At 66.3% G+C, this 21,299-nt stretch carries 18 protein-coding genes; 12 read left to right on the top strand and 6 right to left on the bottom strand.

The window, feature by feature from the left end:
* Positions 1 to 5: 5 nt before the first annotated feature.
* Positions 6 to 593: a hypothetical protein gene (locus PV375_RS04050; RefSeq protein WP_332106240.1), complete on the bottom strand. Its 588-nt coding sequence runs from the start codon at positions 591 to 593 to the stop codon at positions 6 to 8.
* 216 nt (positions 594 to 809) lie between these two features.
* On the opposite strand from PV375_RS04050, the gene PV375_RS04045 reads away from it, so the two are divergent.
* Both PV375_RS04045 and PV375_RS04040 read left to right on the top strand, forming a co-directional pair.
* Positions 810 to 2,012: a sensor histidine kinase gene (locus PV375_RS04045; protein WP_332106239.1), complete on the top strand. Its 1,203-nt coding sequence runs from the start codon at positions 810 to 812 to the stop codon at positions 2,010 to 2,012.
* Positions 2,005 to 2,646 carry a response regulator transcription factor gene (locus PV375_RS04040; protein WP_332106238.1) on the top strand — a complete coding sequence of 214 codons (642 nt, stop codon included), beginning with the start codon at positions 2,005 to 2,007 and terminating at the stop codon, positions 2,644 to 2,646. The genes PV375_RS04045 and PV375_RS04040 overlap by 8 nt, the downstream gene beginning before the upstream one ends.
* 140 nt (positions 2,647 to 2,786) lie before the next feature.
* On the opposite strand, the gene PV375_RS04035 is transcribed toward PV375_RS04040, so the two are convergent.
* The 3 genes from PV375_RS04035 to PV375_RS04025 are packed head-to-tail and all read right to left on the bottom strand — an operon-like array spanning position 2,787 to position 6,986.
* Positions 2,787 to 3,572 (bottom strand): siderophore-interacting protein, encoded by a 786-nt coding sequence (locus tag PV375_RS04035; protein WP_332106237.1) that lies wholly within the window; start codon positions 3,570 to 3,572, stop codon positions 2,787 to 2,789.
* A 4-nt stretch (positions 3,573 to 3,576) separates the two neighbouring features.
* Positions 3,577 to 5,355: an ABC transporter ATP-binding protein gene (locus tag PV375_RS04030; RefSeq protein ID WP_332106236.1), complete on the bottom strand. Its 1,779-nt coding sequence runs from the start codon at positions 5,353 to 5,355 to the stop codon at positions 3,577 to 3,579.
* Positions 5,352 to 6,986, bottom strand: coding sequence for an ABC transporter ATP-binding protein (locus PV375_RS04025; protein WP_332106235.1), 1,635 nt, complete (start codon positions 6,984 to 6,986; stop codon positions 5,352 to 5,354). The genes PV375_RS04030 and PV375_RS04025 overlap by 4 nt, the downstream gene beginning before the upstream one ends.
* A gap of 121 nt (positions 6,987 to 7,107) precedes the next feature.
* Between PV375_RS04025 and PV375_RS04020 the strand changes: the two genes are divergently transcribed.
* The 7 genes from PV375_RS04020 (at position 7,108) to PV375_RS03990 (ending at position 14,590) form a co-directional block, all read left to right on the top strand.
* Entirely contained in the window at positions 7,108 to 7,941 is an 834-nt protein-coding gene (locus PV375_RS04020; protein WP_332106234.1) for a helix-turn-helix transcriptional regulator, read from the top strand.
* A 239-nt stretch (positions 7,942 to 8,180) separates the two neighbouring features.
* Positions 8,181 to 9,245, top strand: coding sequence for an iron-siderophore ABC transporter substrate-binding protein (locus tag PV375_RS04015; protein ID WP_332106233.1), 1,065 nt, complete (start codon positions 8,181 to 8,183; stop codon positions 9,243 to 9,245).
* 58 nt (positions 9,246 to 9,303) lie between these two features.
* Entirely contained in the window at positions 9,304 to 10,356 is a 1,053-nt protein-coding gene (locus PV375_RS04010; protein WP_332106232.1) for a FecCD family ABC transporter permease, read from the top strand.
* The gene (locus PV375_RS04005; RefSeq protein WP_332106231.1) at positions 10,353 to 11,426 is read left to right on the top strand and encodes a FecCD family ABC transporter permease; all 1,074 of its coding nucleotides are present in this window, start codon (positions 10,353 to 10,355) and stop codon (positions 11,424 to 11,426) included. The genes PV375_RS04010 and PV375_RS04005 overlap by 4 nt, the downstream gene beginning before the upstream one ends.
* Positions 11,423 to 12,259 (top strand): ABC transporter ATP-binding protein, encoded by an 837-nt coding sequence (locus PV375_RS04000; protein WP_070759185.1) that lies wholly within the window; start codon positions 11,423 to 11,425, stop codon positions 12,257 to 12,259. Before PV375_RS04005 ends, PV375_RS04000 begins: the two co-directional genes overlap by 4 nt.
* A 194-nt stretch (positions 12,260 to 12,453) precedes the next feature.
* On the top strand, positions 12,454 to 13,506 hold the full coding sequence (locus PV375_RS03995; protein ID WP_101630785.1) for an ABC transporter substrate-binding protein: 1,053 nt from the start codon (positions 12,454 to 12,456) through the stop codon (positions 13,504 to 13,506).
* A gap of 322 nt (positions 13,507 to 13,828) precedes the next feature.
* Positions 13,829 to 14,590, top strand: coding sequence for an ABC transporter substrate-binding protein (locus PV375_RS03990; RefSeq protein WP_332106230.1), 762 nt, complete (start codon positions 13,829 to 13,831; stop codon positions 14,588 to 14,590).
* Between the two features lie 287 nt (positions 14,591 to 14,877).
* Here the strand turns inward: PV375_RS03990 and purD are convergent, their stop codons facing one another.
* Positions 14,878 to 17,178: a phosphoribosylamine--glycine ligase gene (gene purD, locus PV375_RS03985; RefSeq protein ID WP_332106229.1), complete on the bottom strand. Its 2,301-nt coding sequence runs from the start codon at positions 17,176 to 17,178 to the stop codon at positions 14,878 to 14,880.
* Between the two features lie 164 nt (positions 17,179 to 17,342).
* On the opposite strand from purD, the gene PV375_RS03980 reads away from it, so the two are divergent.
* Together PV375_RS03980 and PV375_RS03975 are read left to right on the top strand one after the other, a co-directional pair.
* On the top strand, positions 17,343 to 17,705 hold the full coding sequence (locus PV375_RS03980; protein WP_332106228.1) for a sterol carrier family protein: 363 nt from the start codon (positions 17,343 to 17,345) through the stop codon (positions 17,703 to 17,705).
* Positions 17,706 to 17,733: 28 nt separating this feature from the next.
* Positions 17,734 to 18,249, top strand: coding sequence for a hypothetical protein (locus PV375_RS03975; RefSeq protein ID WP_332106227.1), 516 nt, complete (start codon positions 17,734 to 17,736; stop codon positions 18,247 to 18,249).
* Between the two features lie 382 nt (positions 18,250 to 18,631).
* On the opposite strand, the gene PV375_RS03970 is transcribed toward PV375_RS03975, so the two are convergent.
* Entirely contained in the window at positions 18,632 to 19,558 is a 927-nt protein-coding gene (locus PV375_RS03970) for a LysR family transcriptional regulator (RefSeq protein ID WP_332106226.1), read from the bottom strand.
* 101 nt (positions 19,559 to 19,659) lie between these two features.
* Between PV375_RS03970 and PV375_RS03965 the strand changes: the two genes are divergently transcribed.
* A complete protein-coding gene (locus PV375_RS03965; protein ID WP_332106225.1) occupies positions 19,660 to 21,297 on the top strand; it encodes an amidohydrolase in 1,638 nt (545 codons plus the stop codon).
* The last annotated feature ends 2 nt before the right edge of the window (positions 21,298 to 21,299 follow it).

The following is a 21,299-nucleotide window of genomic DNA, read 5'->3' as shown; positions in this document are numbered from 1 at the left end:
TGTGTTCATGCGTTCTCCTTGGTTCGAGTCTCGGGTCCTTCGGGGACGTATCGTGATTCGAAGATCGTGGCGTAGACGGGGCCGGTGAGCAGCCAAGCGATGTTGACGAGCGTGAGTCGCGCCACCCAGGACCACAGCTCGTCAGTCCAGAACTCCTCCATCGACGAGGGCCACGACCAGCCGGAGAACGCCTTCATGATCAGCAAGGCGGGCACGGCGATGGCCCAGGCCGTCAGCACACGCAGCCAGACTTGCCACTCGTGCCGGACCTTGGCAGGCCCTGTCCGTGGAGGACGTGCTGGCCTGGGGCCACCTGCGAATCTATGGTTGAACCACGCATCGGCTCGGCTGATGATGTAGTGCCCGAATCCGACGCTGAAGCCCAGGTAGACCGCGGCAAGCCCGTGGACGGAGGTGGGCGCAGAACCGCGCGAGAGATCGAGGCCCACCAGGATGACCAACACCAGATCGATGAGTGGCACGCTGAGCAGCAGCGCCGTGCTGGTCCGTTTCAGCTTGAGTAGGTAGCGAGCGAGCAGCCCGAGCACGAGCAGAACCCAGAACGCGATCTCGGCGCCGATGATGGCGCCCACGACCCAGCTCCCAAACGAGTCCATGATCCAGCTCCCAGACGAATCCATGCCTCCACTGTGCGGGGCCAGCGCCGGGGCCGTCATCGACCAGATTGCCGCACTCCCAGAATCCGGCGTCACCCGTTCGGGCTACGCCGAACGGTGCTTGCGCGAGAGTCACCATCGGGTTGAGATAGAAGGAAACGCACGGACGAGCCCGGTTCGCGAGGTGATGACATGACGGGGACAGACCCGGTCCCGTCGCCGGGCCATGCGTGGATCACGATCGGGTATGTCGTGATCGCGATCGGCTTCTGCTTCGCGCCGGGCATCGGAATCGAGTGGTTCGCAGGACCCTACCCACAGGTCCTGATCGGCGGCATCGCCACTGCGATCGCCCTCGGTGCTGTGCACCTGTTCCGGAACCGGTGGCCCACCGTGGTCGTCGTGGCGGGACTGGCAGTGATGACCGTCGAGGCCCTCGCGACCGGGACCACATCCGTCGGCGCGATCCTCATCGAGTGCGACGCCCTCTACAGCCTGGTCATCGCCGGATCGACAGCGCAGACCCGACGGCTCCTCCCGATGATCGCCGCGGCCTGCCTGTCCATCGCCGTCGCAGGACTGCTGCTGGCGAACATCCTCGCGGCTGCGCTGCTGCAGGTCACCATCCTGCTGTTGGCAGTCGGGGTCACCCTGTGGTGGGGCATCACCGTAAGGGCGCCGATGACCCGCGCCGAGGAGGAACGCGAACGCGCCGCCCTCATCGCCGAAGCCGCCGCGGCCAAACAACGAGAGATGCTGGCCGCCGAACGACTGCAGCTCAGTCGCGAACTGCACGACACCATCTCCGGTCACCTGTCCGCCATCACGATCCAGGCAGCGGGCGCCCTGGCTGCCACGGCACCGCTCACAGCCGAGGAACTCACCGAGCGACTCGGCCGCATCAGGGTTCTCAGTCTGGATGCGATGGGCGACATGCGCACCCTCATCGACGTGCTCCGCACCGACACGTCCTCACCCGTCGCACTTCCCCAGAACTGGTCATCAGTGGATTCGCTCATCGCGGGCGCACGAGCATCCCGCGCATCCGTCACCCTGACCGGCGACGACCCCACGACGATCACCCTGGTCCCGCTGGTCTCGGTCACCGCCTACAACGCCCTCCGCGAGGCCCTCGTCAACGCCGAGAAACACGCCCCAGGCAGGGACGTGACCATCGATATCCGACGCGAGGGCGAAGCCCTCGCTATGACGATCACGAACGGACAGCAGCCGCCTGCGCACGACGGAGCGGTGTCGTCCGGATATGGGCTGATCGGGCTGGCCGAGCGCGTCCGCCTCTGCGGTGGAGACCTCGACATCGACCGCTCCGACGACACCTGGACCCTACGCGTCCGATTGCCGTTGACAGCCGGACGGGAGACGCAGCATGCCTAGCCTCGTCATCGTCGATGACCACGCCGCCGTGCGGGCAGGTGTCACGGCCATCCTCACGGCCGATCCGGACATCGAGATCCTCGGCGAAGCCGCGACCGGCCACGACGCGATCCAGCTCATCGACAGCCGGGAACCCGAAGTGGTCGTCCTCGACCTCCAGCTCCCTGACCGCGACGGCATCGATATCTGCCGCGAGATCACCGCAAGAACCGCCACCCGCGTGCTGATCCTCACCGCCTACGAGATCAGCAACAACATCACCGCGGCTCTCGACGCCGGAGCGGCGGGATTCCTCGCCAAGACGGCCGAGCCGCAACAAATGATCGACGCCGTGCACGCCGTCGCAGCAGGACAGGCCTACCTCACCCCGTCAGTGACCCGGTACGTCATCGCACAGGCAACCGGCAAAAACACGCCAAAACGCACAACCAGCGCCGGCGCGCCGGAGCTGACCGATCGAGAGCAGGAAGTCCTGCAACTGGTCGCCGAAGGCCTCACCAACAAACAGATCGCTCAACGCCTCGTGGTCTCGCCAGCCACCGCGAAAACGCACCTGGCGCGCATCATGCAGAAACTCGGAGTATCCACCCGCACCCAGGCGGCCATGCTCGCCCGAACCGCCGACAACCGGTAGACGCCAGCGCGTGCTGGGTCAGGCGCCATCCGCGTCACCCGTTGATGGAGCTCAACGCTGTGTTGCCTCGGGGCTGCCGCGACGCTCATCATCTCTTCCCAGGATTGAGAGTCTGCATCACCCCCGAGCGCTTCAACATGTCAGTGCCCCGTGTCGGCCGGACGGTCACCCGTCACGTCTTCGGTCCAGTAGCCGATCACGTGGTGACGGTCGCGGGGTGAGCCGAGTCGCTTGCGGAGCTCGCTGCGGATAGCGCGGCTGGCGGATGCTTCGCACGCCGCCCACGCGTACCAGGGCTCAGCGGGCGGGGTAAGCGCAGCAACGGTGGCGGGCAGCGCGCTGGGGCCATGGCCATTTCCGGTCCCGGTCAGCCAGCGGTATTCGACGGTGGCGGCGGAGTCGATCGTTTGGATGTCGGCGGCCTCGGGTACTTCGATGATGGCGAGGGCTCGGGTGGTCTCGGGGAGTTCTTCGATAATGCGTCCCAGGCCGGGAAGCCCAGTGGCGTCGGCGATGAGGAGTTGGAACGTCGCGTCTGATGGCGGGCGGTAGTAGGAGCCGCCGCCATGGAAGGCGCCGATGATGTGGCCGGGCTCTGCGCGTTCGGCCCAGTTCGAGGCGATTCCTTCGCCATGGATCGCGAAGTCGATATCGAAACGGCGGCCGTCGTCGTAGACGCGGCGGACAGTGTAATGGCGCCACGGGGGTTCTTCGCCGGTCCACCCGGGCCCGTACTCGGGCGAGTTGAACGTCGTCAGATCGGCTTCGGTCTCGCCGGGGCGGGGTATCGCGATATCCATGCGTTCGTCGCCGGTGCCGTCGGTGGGCCAGCGCCAGTCGCCGATGGTCTGGAACGAGATCCGGATCATGTGCGGGGTGAGTCGTGCGACGCGTTCGACGCGGGCGGGGGAGCAGGGGACGGTCATGGGGCTATTCCTCCTCGAGAGATGCGGGCGATGGCTGAGGTCGGGAAGTCTGGTCGCGTTCACGTGTCCAGGCCTCCCAGAGTGAGCGGAAGACGCCGCCACGGGCGAGGAGGTCGTCGAGGTCGCCTTGCTCGATGATGCGGCCGGCCTCGAATACAGCGATCGAGTCGGCGTGCTCGGCGTGGGAGAGACGATGGGCGATGATGATCGCGGTGCGTCCGTGAACGGCCGCGTCGACGGCGCGGTCGAGTGTCGTGTCTGCGCCCGCATGAGCGGATGCTTCGTCGAGCACCACGATGGGCGGGTCGGCGAGCAGGACGCGGGCAAGCGCGATCTGCTGGAGGCGTTGCTCGTCGAGATCCTGTGGGGCGGGCGTGTCGAGCCCGTGCGCAAGGTCGTCGACCCAGTGGGCGCCGACCGCGTGGAGGGCGGTTCGCAGTTCGTCGTCGGAGGCGTCCGCGCGAGCGAGTCGCAGGTTGTCGCCGAGTGTGCCGGAGAACAGGTGCGTCTCTTGCGTGACGAGCATGACCGCGGGCTTGCTCGAGTCCTGCACGGCTCGGGTTGCGGGTCGTTCCCCGACGAGCACGGCGCCCCGGTCAGGCTCGGCCAGTCCTGCGATGAGTCTCGCGGTGGTCGATTTCCCCGATCCGCTTGCCCCGACGAGCACGACGCGCATCCCCGGGGCGATCTTGATACTGACATCGGCGATGGCGGGTCGTTCCGATCCCGCCCCGGGATAGGTGAACGTCACGTGATGGAGCTCGACGGAGGCATCGCGAATCGGTTGTCGCGGGGCTGCCGGAGCGGTGCTGTGCAGCACGCCGACGAGACGCTCGAGTCCCGCCTGGGCGCGTTGCAGATCATCGATGCTCGACAGCAAGGCTCCGATGGGGCCGAACAGGCGGTGGAAGAACAGCGCGGCGGCGGTCACCGTCCCGACGGTCATTCCGGCCGTCTCCACGAGCCAGAATCCGACGGTGAGCACGGCGGCGAGACCTGCGAACTCGGCCAGGTTGAGCGTGCCGTTGAACACGTTTCGCGCCCTGCCGGCCGTGCGAGCGGTGTCTACCGCGGTCAGGCTTCGCTCGGCGATCAGTCCGAGACGAGCAGGGGCGAGACGATGGGCGCGAATGGTGCGGGCTCCGGCGACGCTCTCGATTATCGCTTGTCCGCGGTCAGACTCCTCGCGGCGCAGTCGCACGTACAGAGGGCGCGAGCGGCGCAGGAACCGCGTCACCGCGACCAGCTGCAGCGGGACGGCGATCAGCGCGGCCAGCGCGAGGAGCGGATCAAGCGCGGCGATTCCAACTGCCGTGAGCACGATCGTGAACAGGGCGCCGACAAAGCGCGGCAGCACTCCTGACCCGGCCTCGGTGACCGCCTCGACATCACCCGTCAGTCGCGACACCACGTCCGAACTTCCGGCCCGTTCAATCGTCGTCGCGTCGATCCGCATGGCGGCGGTGAACACGTCCTCGCGCAGCTGCGCAAGCATCCCTTGCACGCAGACGACCAGCAGCCGTCCGCCCCACCAGGCGGTCGTGGCCGAGACGGTCCCGGCTGCGACGAGGATGCCGGCTGCGAACGGGATGCGCCACGCGTCGACGCCGGAGAGGACGATGTCGACGATCCAGCCCAGCACGGGAGGGATCGCCAATGCACTGGCAGATCCGGTCAGCAGCAACGCCACTGTGGCGGTGATCAGGCCTCGTCGTCGCGCCAGGAGACCACGGACGGTGCGCAGGGTGTCGCGGATCGATGCGACGGGCAGCGTCTCGGTCACGTGTGCACCGCCTGTGCAACCGGGGGCGCGGTGAGGTCGATGACCGTCGCGCAGCTGTCGAGCAGGATCGGGTCGCTTGTGATCAGCAGGATGGTGCGGCCGCATCGTGCGAGGCCGGCTCCCACACGATGCGTCGTGATGGGGTCGAGCGCGGTCGTCGGTTCCTCGAGCACGAGAACATCGGCCGGGGTGTGCAGCGCTCGTGCCAGCAGCAGTCGCTGTCGCTGTCCTCCGGACAGGCGGCACCCCTGTTCACCGATGGGCGCGTCTGGTGATCCGACATGCTCGATCACGTCGTCCAGCGCGGTCGCTTTCACCAGATCGTCGTTCAACGCGCAGGAAGGGGAGGTCGCGAGGGTGACGTTGTGTCGGATGCTGCCGGTGAACACGAACGCATCATGAGGCGGAGCCAGCACATGCTTCCGGTAGGCATCCGGGCCGATGGTCAGGGCGTCGACCCCGCCGAGCATGAGTTCGCCCGGTGCGGGCACGCTGCGGAACCCCAGCCGGGTGGCCACGTCGTGAGCGTGCCTGGCGCCGGCCACCCGGATGCCGATCATCCGTCCCGGCTGCGACTCGATCACACGACCGTCCATCGTGGCCCACCGCAGCATGCTGTGATCCGGGTCCGTGTCCTGTCCGTCGGGGAGAGTGTGCGGCTCGGTGAGCAGGTCGTGCAGGCGTCGGGCTGATGCGTGCTTGTGCGCCCAGTTCGCCCCGAATGTGCCGATGTGGTCGAGGGAGGCTTGCAGGAACTGGGCCAACCCCACCACGGTGATCAACTGCCCCGGTGTGATCGTCCCGTGCATCGCCATCCAACCGGCCACGGCAGCCAGCGCGCCGAGGTAGAGGACCGATACTGCCGTGCTCACCGCCTGGTAGGTCAACAGTGACCCAGACGCGCGGATCGCGCCGTCGCGGGAGGCTGTGCTCGCTTCGCGGTAGCGGGCGACGATCTGCGGATGGGCTGCGAGGCCGTGGATGATCCGCAGCCCCTCCATGGCGTCCGTCGCCACGTCGCTCGCCCGCGAGACCGCGCTCTGCTCGGCCATGCCCAGACGTTCCAGCGGCCGAGCCAGTGCGGCCATGCCCCACAGCACCAGCAGCGCCCCAGCCAGCGCTCCGAGGCCGAGCGGGATCGAGATGAGTAGCAGCGCAGTCACCGCGGTGAGCAGCGCCGCGATGGTGGCGGCCTGTTCGGCGATGCTCCACGCGACGCCGGCAACCCGATACGTGTCGCTCGTGACGACGGACAACACCTCGCCCGTGCGGCGCGTTCGTATTCCTCGCGGATGCAGCACCCGGGCGACCGCGAGCTGCCGCAGGTCATGCTCACCGTGCCCGTAGATGCGAACCATCGCCAGGCTCGCCCATTGGTAGCTGAACGACAGGATGAGGAACACCGCTCCCAGCACACCCAGCCAAAGCGCCAGCGCGCCCGGATCACGAGGGAGCACCGCCCGGTCGATGACCACGCCGATGAGGATCGGTACCGCTGCCTCGCTCGCCTGGTGAAGCATGAGCCCCGCGGTCGCCGCCGACAGTCGCCACCCGCGTCCGCCACGCGACAGCGCGACGCGTATGACCCGGCCAGGCGTCTGTGGCGTCAAGAGGGGAGTGTCGGTGGTCACTCTTGAGACGCTAGGCGTGCGGGTGACCGCGGGGATGACGAATGTTGTCGCCGATCAGACACTGCAAAATAGATTAGGCTTGCCTAAGTAGACCTATGGCCGTGGACAGTGAGGGGTGCTAGTGACTCTGCTCGATTCGTCGTCGACCGGCGAGTGCATCGATGATGCTGTGGGCTTGCCGGTACGGGAGCGGATCGTGCCCGAAGGGTACCTGCTGACCACCCGGTTCCTGCGATATGCGTACGTCGATGACGCCGATGGGTGCTCGCCGGTCGAGCACGCGCACCCCGAACATGTCGTGTTCTGGCCGGAACGCGCCTCAGCCGAGATCGAGGTGGAGGGCATCCGACGCAGACTCACCGTCGGGCAGGGGCTGTGGGTGCCCGCCGGAACGCGGCACGCGGCAAGCCGCGCCCCCTCCACCACGCTCGCTGCTCTGCACCTCCTACCCGAGGTGTGGGACGGCCCCGCAGCGGAGGTGCGCCCGGTCACCGTGAACGCCGCTCTGCGTGAGCTTCTCACACATCTGGCGATCACCGGTATGCCTCGCCAGCAGCGCTTGCGCGCCCAGCGGGTCTGTCTCGAGCTCGTTGCAGATGAAGTGTTCCCTGTGATCGAACTGCCGCTCCCGCGGGATCCGCGCATCGCTCCAATCGCCCGGGCGATCATGCGTGACCCTGCCGATGACCGCTCGATCGAGGACTGGGCATGGATCACCTCTACCAGCGCTCGCACACTCGCACGTGCGTTTCGTGCCGAGACCGGGATGACGTTCAGTCAGTGGCGCATGGCCGCACGCATGTCCGCCGCGGTCCGTCTCCTCAGCGACGGGACCCCCGTCGGGATGGTGGCACGCAGAGTCGGCTATGCCACCTTCAGCGCCTTCAGCGCCGCATTCCACCGTGTCATGGGGCGTCCGCCGCACCGATTCCTGCCCGCCAATAATGACGACTGACGAAGGTGCTCCTCGGGGTCATGGTCGATGACGCTCGGCGGTGCCTTTTCCTGGGTGCTGCTCGTGCGGGAGCCTCCTCATGTCGATGTGACAGGAGCGGCGGTGAGCTCGTGTCCGTTCAACGCAAGAAGGTGTCCGTTTTCGGCAAGCATCATTCTCTAGCGTGAGCTAAGGCTGGCCTAACCTGGCTGCTGGAGGTCTTCCACCGGAGACACCTGATCACATCACTGAGAGGACTCATGTCCGTTTTACGTCGCACCGGCGCGCTCGTCGCACTCGTCGCATCGATCCTTTTGGCCACCGGCTGCTCGTCCACGCCCGACTCGAGCGCAGCCCCCGACGGGGCGGCCGCGACGGAATCGAGTTACCCTCGCACGATCGAACACGCGTTGGGCGACACGACGATTCCGGAGAAACCGGAGCGCGTGGTGACGCTGAGTTGGATGAACCACGACATCGTCGCCGCGCTCGGCGTCGTTCCGGTCGGCGTTCCCGAGACGTGGGGCGGCGACGAGGAGGGCTTCACCCCGTGGTTCCGTCACCAGATCGAGAACGAGCTGGGCGCGCAGATGCCGGAGGTCATCAACGTGACCGAGGACGGCCCTGACTACGAGCAGATCCTGGCCCTCCAGCCGGACGTCATCATCGGCGTGTACTCCGGCTTCACCGAGACAGAGTACAAGCGGCTCAGCGAGATCGCCCCGACCGTTGGGTACATGGATCGGCCGTTCACTGCCGGCACGTGGCAGGAGCACACCGAGATCATCGGTAAGATCCTAGGCGAGGAAGACAAAGCCGCCGAGCTGATCGAACAGACCGAGGCAGCCATCGCCGAGGAAGCCGCGAAGTACCCCAACCTCAAAGGGGCCTCGTTCCTCTACAGCACGACCTTCTCCTCGGGGGCAACGGAGATCACCGCCTATATCAGCGAGGACCCGCGCGTGCGGCTGCTGCACGAGTTCGGCATGGTCGACACTCCGCAGCTCGCTGCGAAGACCGCAGACGTGCCGGCGGACACCTGGTACGGCGGCATCAGTCTCGAGGAGCTCGATTCGGTGGAGGCGGATGTCGTCCTGGCGTGGTCGTACGCCGCCGCCGACACCAAGCACACGCTCGAACACCCGGTCTTCACCCGGTGGGACCCGATCGCGAACGGCCGCTACTTCATCGCCGAAGACAACACGCTCGGCATGGCCACCAGCGGTCCCAGCGTGCTCAGCATCCCGTGGGCGATCGAGCAGGGCTACATCAAGGACATCTCCGCGGCGATCGACGGTGGCGCCGTCGTGCGCAGGGCCCAGTGACACGGTGCTCCAGGGTTCATCCCATCGATCCGGATTCGAGCAGGTGAGCGTCCCGACAGTGAAAGCCGCCCGTGCGCTCGAGGAGCGGGCGGCACCGTCCGGTGTGGCCCGCTCCGGGGCGTTTCGACTGGCTGGTCTCGGTGCCGCGATCGCCGTGCTCGCTGTCGTCGTCATGCTCAGCGTTGGCGTCGGCGCTCGAGCTATCACGCTGCCGACGATCTGGGACGCGCTGTGGGCGTACGACCACACGATCGATGAGCACGTGATGATTCTCGAGCTGCGCGTGCCGCGCACGGTCGTCGGCTTGGTCGTGGGCCCGGCGCTCGGGATGTGCGGGGCACTGATCCAGGCGTACACCCGGAACCCCCTCGCTGATCCCGGCATCCTCGGCGTGAATGCCGGGGCGACGTTCGCGGTGACGATGGCGGTCGGGTTCCTCGGCATCGCCGCCCCGCTGGGCTACGTCTGGTTCGCCCTGTTCGGCGCCGGCGCTGTCACGATACTCGTGTACGCGCTTGGCGCCGTCGGCGGCGGCAAAGCCACCCCGGCGAAGCTCACCCTCGCGGGTGTGGCGATCAGCGCAGTGCTGGGCGGCCTCACCACCGCGATCGTTCTCGGCAACCGTGACACCTTCGACGACCTCCGATTCTGGGGCGTCGGATCCATCGGCGGGCGACAGCTCGATATCGTCCTCTCCTTCGCGCCGCTGATTCTTCTCGGGCTCCTGCTCGGCCTTGGCACCGCCCGAGCGCTCAACGCCCTCGCGCTCGGAGACGAGCTCGCCGCCTCGCTCGGGGTTCGTGCCGGGCGGGTGCGGATCGTCGTGATCGTCGCCGTCACCCTGCTCGCCGGCACGGCGACCGCGCTGGCGGGACCGATCGGGTTCGTCGGGCTCATGGTGCCGCACGTCGTGCGCTGGTTCGTGGGCCCCGATCAGCGATGGATCTTCGCCTACACGATCGTCGTCTCACCGATTCTGCTGCTGCTGTCCGACATCCTCGGCCGAGTCATCCTCCCCAGTGGAGAACTGCGCGTAGGCCTTGTCACCGCCGTCATCGGTGCCCCCGCGCTCATTCTCCTCGCACGACGACGGGGGGTGAGCGGCCTGTGAGCACCTACTCCCGCCGCAGTCCCGGGCGCGACACCTTCGACCACGGATACCGCGCGATCGTCATTCGCGTGCCACGGGTCTCGGGCGTGGTCAGCGTACGTGTCCTCGCGGTCTGCGCCACCCTCGCACTGCTCACCCTGATCCTCGCGATCATCTCCCTCACCCTCGGCACCTACCCCGTGCCCCTCGGCGACGTCGTCGCCGCGCTCACCGGCACCGCCAGCAAGCAGACGCACATGCTCGTCTTGGGATGGAGACTGCCGCGGGCACTGTTCGCAATCGCCTGCGGCATCGCTCTCGCCATCTCCGGCGCCATCTTCCAAACCCTCACCCGCAACCCGCTCGGTTCCCCGGACATCATCGGCTTCTCCTCCGGCTCCTACACCGGCGCGATCCTCGTCATGCTCCTTCTCGGATCCACCCGCTACCTCGACATCGCCACGGGTGCCATCGTCGGCGGCATCATCACCGCCGCTATCGTCTATCTCCTCGCCACGGTGGGCGGATCCGTGCAATCGTTCCGGCTGATCATCATGGGCATCGGCGTCGCCGCCCTGCTCTCCTCGCTCAACTCCGCACTCATGTTGTCCACCAGCGTCGACACCGCTATGCTCGCCGCCGTCTGGGCAGCCGGATCCTTCAACGCACTCGGCCACGACCAGCTCTGGCCCATGACCGCGCTCCTGCTCATCCTGCTCGCCGCCGTGATCACCCTCGCCCCGGGCCTGCGCCAGCTCGAACTGGGCGACGCCACCGCCCAATCGCTCGGCTTACGCGCCAACCGCACCCGCGCCCTCGCCGTCGTCGTCGGCGTCGCCCTCACCGCGCTCGTCACCGCCGCCGCCGGCCCCATCTCCTTCATAGCCCTGGCCGCCCCGCAGATCGCGCGCCGCCTGGTGCGCGGATCGGGACTACTGCTCGTCCCCTCGGCGCTCGTGGGCGCATTCAGCCTGCTCACGTCCGACGTCCTCGCCCAGCGCATCGGGGTGCCTGTCGGTGTCGTCACCGTCTCACTCGGCGGCGCATACCTCGCCTGGCTGCTAATCTCGGAGTTCCGGAGGAGAACATGACCACGACCAATCCCGCCACCGGCACCGTCGCCGTCGACGCAGTACGCACAGTCGCCGTGCGCGCAGGGTACGACAAGCGGATCATCGTCGATGGGGTCGACATCACCATCGCTCGCGGCTCGTACACCGCCATCATTGGCCCCAACGCATGCGGCAAATCAACCCTGCTGCGCACGATCGCCCGCGTCCTCCCAGCACTCGACGGCGCGATCCTGCTCGACGGAGACGACATCCACCGGCTACCACCGAAACAGCTCGCCACCCGGCTCGGACTGCTGCCGCAGACCTCCCTCGCCCCGGACGGGATACGCGTCGCCGACCTCGTCGCCCGCGGGCGCTACCCGCACCAGGGTATGTTCGACCGGTGGTCCGCCGAGGACGAGGCCGCCGTCACCGCCGCCCTCGAAGCCACCGGCACCGCTGACCTGTCTGGAAGACTCGTCGAAGAACTCTCCGGCGGGCAGCGCCAGCGCGTCTGGGTCGCGATGGCCCTCGCCCAGCAGACCCCAGTCCTACTCCTCGACGAACCGACCACGTTTCTCGACATCTCCCACCAGTACGGGCTCCTCGAACTGTTCGAGACACTCCGCAGCGAGCTACGCCGCACCATCGTGGTCGTCCTCCACGACCTCAACCAGGCCGCCCGGTACGCCGACCACCTCATCGTCATGAAGGACGGCGCGGTCGTCGCGTCCGGTGCACCAGACCAGGTCCTCACCGCCGAGCTCGTCGAGGACGTCTACGACCTTCCCTGCCTCATCCAACCCGACCCCGAAACCGGCACACCGCTGGTCATCCCTCGTCGCGTCGTCCGACGACCGCTTGCCTCCTGAGCCGGCAATCGCCAAGGCGCACAGCGACGTCTCACGGCGCTCGTTCACCCTCGCGGGTATCGCTCGCGAGCGCCCTGCGGGGATCTGTCGCAAGGGCAACGGCAGATGTCCGCCATACGAAAACAGCGACGGATAGCGTCGGAGCTAAGGGTTACCTTATCCCGCTGAATCATCTCTACTCGTGAGGACTGTCCATGCTCTCTATCTCCCGTCGCGCGGCGCTCGCCGTGCTGGCTTGCACTTTTCTCCTCTCCGGATGCGTTTCCCCACCTCCGCCCGCGGAGGCCGAGCAACGCGTCTTCGCCGAGCCGGAGGATGGTGCGTATCCGGTGACGATCGAGCACGCGTACGGGTCGACCGAGGTCACAACCCAGCCGAAGCGCGTCGTCGCAATCGGCTGGAGCGGCGCCGATATCGCGATCCAGTTCGGCACGGTTCCGGTCGCGCAAGGCCACGCAACCGGCATCGAAGCCGACTACTACCCGTGGGTCTCCGAAGCAATCGAGAAACTCGGTGCTCCCTTCCCCTCCGTGGACCCTTCATTGGAGCGCGGTGAGGTCGACCTGGAGTACGTCCTGATGCAGCAGCCCGATCTCATCGTCGCCATCAACTCCGGAATCACCGAGGCCGAGTATAAGGCGCTGTCAGAAATCGCACCGACGATCGCCTTCCCCTCGGAGCCCTGGGCGACCACGGTCGATGAGCATATTCAGATGATGGGTGCCGCGCTCGGGCGCCCGGCATATGCCACCCAGATCGAGAAAGACACCACGCAGCGCATCGCCGATGTCGCGGCAGCGCACCCCGAATTGTCGGGAGTCACTTACCTGCACAGCTTCCTGCCTTCCGACGACGGACAGGTCGTCGTCTTCGGCTCCGTCGACCCCCGAGCCCAGATTCTCGAAGCTCTCGGGCTTGAGCCCCTCGCCGGAACGCTCGAACTGCAGCGCAAGGCAGGCGACCCCGCCAGCTTCACCGTCAGCATGGAGCAGTTCCTCCAGCTGAACCCCGATGTCCACGTCGTCATCTCCGATGAGGACACCTGGCGCGAAGCCGTTGCCGCGAACGCCGCATTCCAGAGTTGGGCGCCTGTGTCGGAGAACCGGGTCGCACTGATCGACGACCCCGCCACCGGGCTTGCCCTCGCTACCGCCACCCCGCTCGGCATCGACTGGGGCATCGACGCCATCGCCGACAGGATTAGCCGCGTCGTCACCGAGACCCGCGGGGAAGGAGGCGCATCGTGACCTCCGAGATGACTCGGGAAGCGCCGCGTCGGGCCGGGCGTCGCCGCGTTCTGGCTCCGTTCGTCGTTCTGGCTCTCGCGCTGTCTTTGACGGCGTGCGGATCATCGCCAGGCGACCGCCCGACCTCAGAGCAGCAGTCGGGCGCCTTCCCGATATCCGTAACACATGCGCACGGCGAGACGATTATCCAGTCAACCCCAGAACGAGTGGTTGTCCTCGGGCCAGCGCCGAAGACGCGGTCGCCGCGCTGGGCGTCGTTCCCGTCGCGGTCCCCAAAGAATACGGCACACCGGACGGCTATAGCGATTGGTTCCGCGAGCATGTGACTGTCGAACTCGGTGCCGAACTGCCGCCGATTCTCTCGCCAGGAAAGGACGGTGCCTACGACCCAGAGGAGATCCTCAGTTACGCCCCGGATCTGATTTTCGCGCCATACTCCGGGATCACCGAATCCGACTATCAGCGGCTCAGTGAAATCGCCCCGACGATCGCCTATGCGCGCACACCGTGGACTTACGGTTCGTGGTCAGACATCGTCGAGCTCGCAGGCACCGCGCTGGGACGCCCTGAGCAGGCTGCGGAACTGATCTCACGAACGCAGGCAGCGATCGATTCAGCGCGCGATGCGCACCCTCAGCTCGAAGGGAAGACCTTCATCTTCGGCGAGTGGCTGGAAGACGGTTTCACGGACCTTGCCGTCTACTCGCCGGATGACCCCCGACCTACACTGCTTCGTGAGTTCGGGATGACTGACGACCCGTCCGTCGTTCAGGAAGTCGGCTCATTTGGGGACGACTACTACGGCTCCGTCAGCCTCGAGAGACTGGATGCGCTCACCACCGACGTGTTCATCGGATGGTCGAACTCCCCAGACAAGATCGCGCAGACTCTCGCCCATCCACTGATGTCGCGGTGGGCTCCGATTGCCGAGGGCCGCTACTACTACTTGGAAGACCCGAAGCTTCTGATCGCAGTGACTACTCCCTCAGTGTTGAGTGTCCCCTGGGCCATTCAGCACGGATTCCTAGATGACATCACGTCCGCGCTCGGGGCCGATGCGGTGGTGCGCACCGGCGACGAATAGCGGTCACGCCGAGCAGTGAACGGCGCCGTCTGCCGGCACGTAGATGGCAGAGATGACGTCATCGCGAATGGGTGGAAGCGGGCGGTGTGGTTTGGCTCACGATGATGTTTCGCAGCCGCCGCAGGCCCCGCTCCAGCCGTCGAGCCTCGCAGCACCTCATCCTGGTAAGCGACAGCACTCGCTCTTTGTTGGGTATAGCCAGCATTGTTGGGCGTGCAAGACCAACAATGCTAGCTACACCCAACAAAACCGGAAGGATTAGCGGGTCACCGGGCCCGCGGCCCGGCCTACTCCACGCCGAGGCGCCGCAGCAGCTCGGCGTAGCGCGCCCGGGTGCGCTCCACGATTTCGGCGGGCAGCACCGGCGGCACGCCCTGCCCATCCCAGTTCTCGCGCAGCCAATTGCGCACGATCTGCTTGTCAAACGAGGCCAGGCGCGCACTCAGCGGCGCATCCGCATCCGCATAGGCCGCCGCATCCCAATACCGCGACGAATCGCTCGTCAGCACCTCGTCGGCCAGCGTGATCGCACCGGTTTCGCGGTCGCGACCGAACTCAAACTTCGTGTCGGCCAGCACCAGCCCGTGCTCGAGCGCCACCTCGGCACCCACGCGGTAGATCCGCAGCGATAGCGCGCGCAGCGCCTCGGCGTCGTCGGCACCGATTAGCTCGGCCACGCGCTCAAAGTTGATGTTCTCGTCGTGTTCACCCTGCGGCGCCTTGTAGGCCGGCGTGAAAATCGGCTCGGGCAGGCGATCACCATCGCGCAGCCCCTCGGGTAGCGGCACACCGCACACGGCGCCGGTTGCTTCGTACTCTTTCAGCCCCGATCCGGTCAGGTAGCCGCGCACCACGCACTCAACCGAGAACATGTCGAGCTTCGCCACACGCATCGTGCGGGCCGCATCCTCGGCGCTGAGCCCCGCATCCCAACCGGCGGGCTCGCGCAGCTGGTTCGGCACATCCAGGCGGTCGAACCACCAGCGGCTCAGCCTCGTGAGCATCGCACCCTTGGCGGGGATCTCGGGCTCGAGCAGGTGGTCGAATGCTGACACGCGGTTGGATGCAACCAGCAGCAGCGCGTCGTCGCTCTCGTAGATCTCGCGCACCTTGCCCGAGTAGACGTGGCGGTATCCGGCGAAGGAAGCGGCGTCGTGTGGGCGGGATGCGCCGTTCGCGCGAGCGGTTGCCGCGGCGATCGGGGTGTCGGCAAGGTCCGGGCGGGCGGATGCGGTCGGTGCAGCGGGTGTGGAAGCGCCGGCCCCAGCACAACCCGCTGAAACCCCAGCGGTATTCGCATGCGCCCGCTGCGTGTCTTGCAGCGCCGCGCCGAGCTGGGCGAGGTCATTGCGATACTGCGCGCCCTCGAGCTGGATGCGCGCGGCCGCGGTGTAGGCGGTGCGGCGAGCGTCGGCGATCGTGTCGCCGGTGGCCACCACGTTCAGCACGCGGCCGCCGGTGGCAACCAGCTGCCCGTCGTCATCGGTGGCGGTGCCGGCGTGCAGCACCAGTGCGCCCGCGGCCTCAGCATCATCGAGCCCTGCGAGCGGGCGCCCGGTGATCGGCCGCTCGGGGTACCCCTCGGAGGCCACCACCACGGTCACCGCGGCGTTATCGCGCAGCGCCAGCTGCTCGTCGCGCTCGCCGAGCGCGCCATTGGCCGAGGCCAGCAGCAGCGGCGAAAGCGGCTCGCCGAGCCGCTCGAGCACCACCTGCGTTTCGGGGTCGCCGAAGCGCGCGTTGAACTCGATCACGCGAATCCCCGCGGCGGTCACAATCAGCCCGCAGTACAGCAGCCCCTGGAACGGCTTGCCGTCGGCGCGCAGCGTGTCGATCACCGGCTGCGCCACCGAGCGGATCGCCTCGGCGACGAACTGCTGCTCGCTGCCGAAGCGGTCGTTCAAGAAGGGCACCGGGGTGTAGGCGCCCATGCCGCCGGTGTTGGGGCCGTGGTCGCCGTCGTGGAGCCGTTTGAAATCTTGTGCCGGGGGGAGTGCGCGAACGGTTTTGCCGTCGCTGAAGCAGAACAGTGACACTTCGTGGCCGTCGAGGAACTCTTCCACCAGCAGCGGCCCCGAAACGATCCACTGCTCAGCGTGACGGATGGCTTCGCCGCGGTCTTCGGTGACAATGACGCCCTTACCCGAGGCTAGGCCGTCGGCTTTCACCACGTAGGGGGCGCCGAATTCATCGATGGTGCTGATGAGTTCGTCGATGTCGTGGCACTGTTTGCCGCGGCCGGTGGGCACATTGGCCCGCTGCATGATGTCTTTCGCGAAGGCCTTCGATCCTTCGATCGCGGCGGCGGCCTGCGAAGGGCCGAACACCGGCACCCCGAGCGCGCGTACCGCGTCGCTCACCCCGGCCACAAGCGGCGCTTCGGGGCCGATCACCACGAGCTCGAACTGTTCTTCTTTGACGAAGTCAGCGACCAGCTCGGGGTCGGTGATGCTCATTCGGATGCGCTGAGCGATGTCGGCCATCCCCGCATTGCCGGGGCTGACAACAATTTCGTGCCCGCCCTCACGGTGGAGTGCGGTGATGATGGCGTGCTCACGGGCGCCTGACCCCAAAACCAGAATCTTCACGACAGCCAGGTTACCGGCACTTGGTTCGGCTGCGGTTCGTGGGGTGCCACTTTGGCGTGTGGATGCGGGTCAGGCAGCCTTGCGAAATTCGCTACCGGATGCTGTGGTCCGGGCGGTCTGGATATTGCTATGCGGGTCCCGCAGCGTTGCGAGAAACTGGGGATATGGCACGCAAACGAATTGATGAAGCGGCGGGTCTGGCCGCAGCGCAGCAGTGGGTGGCAGGGGCCAGTGACCGAAATACGGTGGCGACGGCGGTGCGCTACTCACTGCAGGCGCTGGCCGATCGCGTGCCCGGTAAGTCGGTGGAGGTGCGGGTGCCGCCCTACGGGGCCGTGCAGTGCATCGAGGGTCCGGGACACACGCGCGGCACACCGCCGAACGTGATCGAAACCGATGCCGACACCTGGCTGCGGCTGGCGACCGGCACGCTGGACTGGGAGGTGGCGCGCGCATCCGGTACCGTGCTCGCATCAGGTGGCCGAGCGAATCTGGATGCGGTGCTGCCGGTTCTGCGGCTGCGGTAACGGTGGCGGATGGGAGACAATGGTTCGTATGTCTGTCGCGAATAATGACCGCTCACCTGAGCAAGCCGCTGCATCCGATGCTGGAGAATCCGCGCAGGTGGTGCCCGGTGCTGCCGAGCAGCCGGCCGAACGGAAGCTACCGGATGAGCTGCAGCTGACGGTGCGCCGGCAGGTGAATCTGCCGCTGTTCATCGCGATCGGCGTTGTTGTTGGCGTGATTGCGTCGATTATTTGTGCCTACAGTTTTCCGCCGCCCGAGGCGTTGTATCAGGGGTATCAGGTGCACACGCCCGAGCAGGCGCTGGGCTTTTTCCTGGTGTTTATTACCGCGCTGAGCGTGATTGTGTTTGCGGCGGTTGGGTTGATCATCAACGCTGTTGTGTCGCGTAAGCGCGGCAAAGTGACGGTACGCCGCGTGCCTGGCGCGGGTGCTGCTGGTGCTGCTGGTGCTGCTGGTGCTGCTGGTGCTGCTGGTGCTGCTGGTGACGCTGGTGACGCTGGTGACGCTGGGGTCGATGGCGCCGGCGGCCGCTCGGATGCGTAGCCTCTTCGCTCGCTTCTGTCGGATCTGTGTGGCTTAGTGTCATTTGTATGTGTTCTGCCACGCACAATTGACGCTAAGGCACACACTTGGTGGGGCGCGCCCGCGTACCGCACCGCACCGCGGCGCCCGCGCACCGCTCTCGTCGCGCGTCCCGCGCACCGCTCTCGCCGCGCGTCCCTGCCGGATCTGTGTGTGTCCGCGTCATTTGTACGTGCTTCGCCACACACAATTGACGCTAAGGCACACAAATCCCGAAGTGTGGCCCGGTGTCGGTGCGCGGGTCTGGCCCGGTGTCGGCGCGCGGGTGTGGCCGGGTATAGACACGCGGGTGCTTGGTCGCGTGCCGGGCCGTTCTCACTCCGGACGCCCCGCGCCAGCGTGGCTAGGTCACGCTCTCTGTCGGCGCCTCGTAGCCGAGCGCGCGCATGGCTCGCCGCAGCGCCGCCTCGAACGCCGAGCGGCACGTTTCGGGTGTTCGCTTCGATATCAGCGCCACAAGCTCACGATGCATCTCAAAACCTGGCACGCCCACCGTCGCCACCCGGTCGCCAGCTTCGGCGGCCACAAACTCGGGCACAATCGCAGCCCCGAGCCCACCGGCCACCAGCGCAATTGTGGCGGTGAAGTCATCCGAATACGAGATGCCATCGGGGCTCAGCGCCAGAGAATTGATGGTCTGTTCGATCAGGTCGGCATCGCTTGAACCGGGATGATGCAGCACCCAGTGACGGTTGCGCAGCGGTGCTACGTCGTCGAGCTGCGAATCCAGCTGCCATTGCGGCGGCACGACGACCACAAAACGGTCGATGCCGAGCGAAACCGGCTCAAATACTTCTGGCCACGACAGCCCGCGGTCGCCCATGAGATACACCAGTACGGCCGTTGTGGTGGGCCGGGCTGCGGCCTCGCGGATGGCACGCGATGGGTCGTGGATGCTTACCGAAAGTCGATGATTGGTGGCCAGCCACTCTTCATCGCTGAGAATCAGCGGAACTACTCGACTCATCAGCGACGAAAATCCGATAACCGACGTGGTCGACACCATCTCGGAGGTGGCGGCGGCTGCGTGCATCAGCGCATCGAGACTGTTGAGCACTTCGTGCGCATGTTCAGCGATCGTGAGCGCCACTTCAGTCGGCTGAATCGAACGACCAGAACGGCTGAACAGCTGCCGACCGGTCGATTGTTCGAGTGTCGACATCTGCTGCGACACCGCGGAGGGCGTGTACCCCAGTCGATTCGCTGCTCCAACAAACGATCCCTGCTCAATCACAACGCGCAGGGTCCGCAGGTGGAGGGGGTTCAGCATATCCATTCACACTACGCCCGATTCATTAGCAATTGGCGTCATGGGCGATAGAAACCCGATTCAATTCACGCCCCCGTGAACGCGTGACAGCGCATAGAGTCATGAACCAAATTCGTGACCCCTTTGTCAACGAGCTAGGAGGACCGGTGGCCGCCAAAGTATTTGTTCACCCGCGCATCCTGACCAATGCCCATGCCACGCCATTCAGCGGCGCAATCGCGGTGATTGACGGCGATATCGCCGCGATCGGCAGCCTTGAAGAGTGTCGCGAAATCGCCGGCATGGATGCACCGGTCACCGAACTCGGCGGCGCCGTGCTGCTTCCGGGTTTTTTCGATACCCACCTGCACTCCGGCGCCATGGCGCTGCAATTCCAGTCGCCCGATGTCAGCGAAGCCAATTCGCTGGCGGAAGCTCTGGCACAGCTGCGGGCATGGAACGCCGAAAACCCCGGCACCGGCTGGGTGGTTGGTGGGCGCTGGAACGCGAACCGCTGGCTTGCCGGTGAGACGCTGCACCGCCGCGACCTCGACGACGTGTTCGGCGACCGCCCCGTTGCGCTCAACACCGTTGACGGCCACTCGGTGTGCCTGAACAGCAGCGCCCTCGAACAGCTCGGCATCGACGACAACACCGAGCAGCTTCCCGGCGGCGTGATCGAGCGCGACGAAAGCGGCCAGCTCACCGGCGTGCTGCGCGAAAACAATAGCGATGTGGCTCGTAGCCGCGTCACCGAACTGCTGCTCAACGACTGCGCCGAACTGCTCGACCAGGTGCAGCAGCATCTACACCGCTTTGGCGTGACCGCAATCACCGACCTCGATGGCGAACAGGTGCGGGATGGATACCTCAAGTTGGCTGCCGAAAATCGCCTGCGCGTGCGCGTTCGTAAGGGCATCCCGGTAACCGCCCTCGACCGCGCCATTGCCGAGGGACGACGCACCGGCGACGGCGACCGCTGGGTGGTGACTGGTTCGGTGAAGTTTTTCAGTGACGGAGCTCTCGGATCACACACCGCGCTCATGCACGAACCCTATGAGAGCGACGAATGCAATTGCGGTGTCGAGGTGACCAGCTCGACTGATCTCGCATCCGATGTGGCCCGTGCCAATAGCAACGGCATCGCGGTCAGCACCCACGCCATCGGCGACCGCGCCAACACCAATGTGCTTGACGCCTACGAAGCCACGGCCGAAATCACGCGGCAGCACGGATTGCGCAACAGCATCGAGCACGCCCAGCACATCATCGAATCGGACATCGACCGGTTCCAGCAGCTGAATGTCATCGCATCCATGCAGCCGATTCACTGCACCGGCGACTACCCGCTCAGCGTCACCCTGCTGGGTGACCGCGCCACGCACCACTACCCCTGGCACACGCTCATGGAGCGTGGGGCGCTGGTGACATTTGGTTCGGATGCGCCGATCGAGCCGGTTGCGCCGCTGTACGGTATCCACGCGGCAGTTACTCGGCAGCGCCGCGACGGCGAACCTCCCGAGGGCCGCGAACCGCAAGAGCGCATCAGTGTTGCGGATGCGGTTGATAGCTACACCGGCCGCGCAGCCGACGCATTCGGCCTCGGCGACCGGCTCGGCACTCTCGAAGCGGGCAAATATGCCGACTTCGTCACGCTTGACGCTGACCCGTTCACCTGTTCACCCGGTGATCTGTGGCGCATCCGTGTGCAGCAGACCGTGGTGGATGGTGAAGTCGTTTACCAACTCAATGAGGAGTGAAA

The sequence above is a fragment of the Gulosibacter sp. GYB002 genome (assembly GCF_036577665.1).
Classification (GTDB): domain Bacteria; phylum Actinomycetota; class Actinomycetes; order Actinomycetales; family Microbacteriaceae; genus Gulosibacter; species Gulosibacter hominis.
The sequence above is the reverse complement of the archived record's forward strand: the minus strand, read 5'-3'. Positions and strand labels throughout refer to the sequence as shown.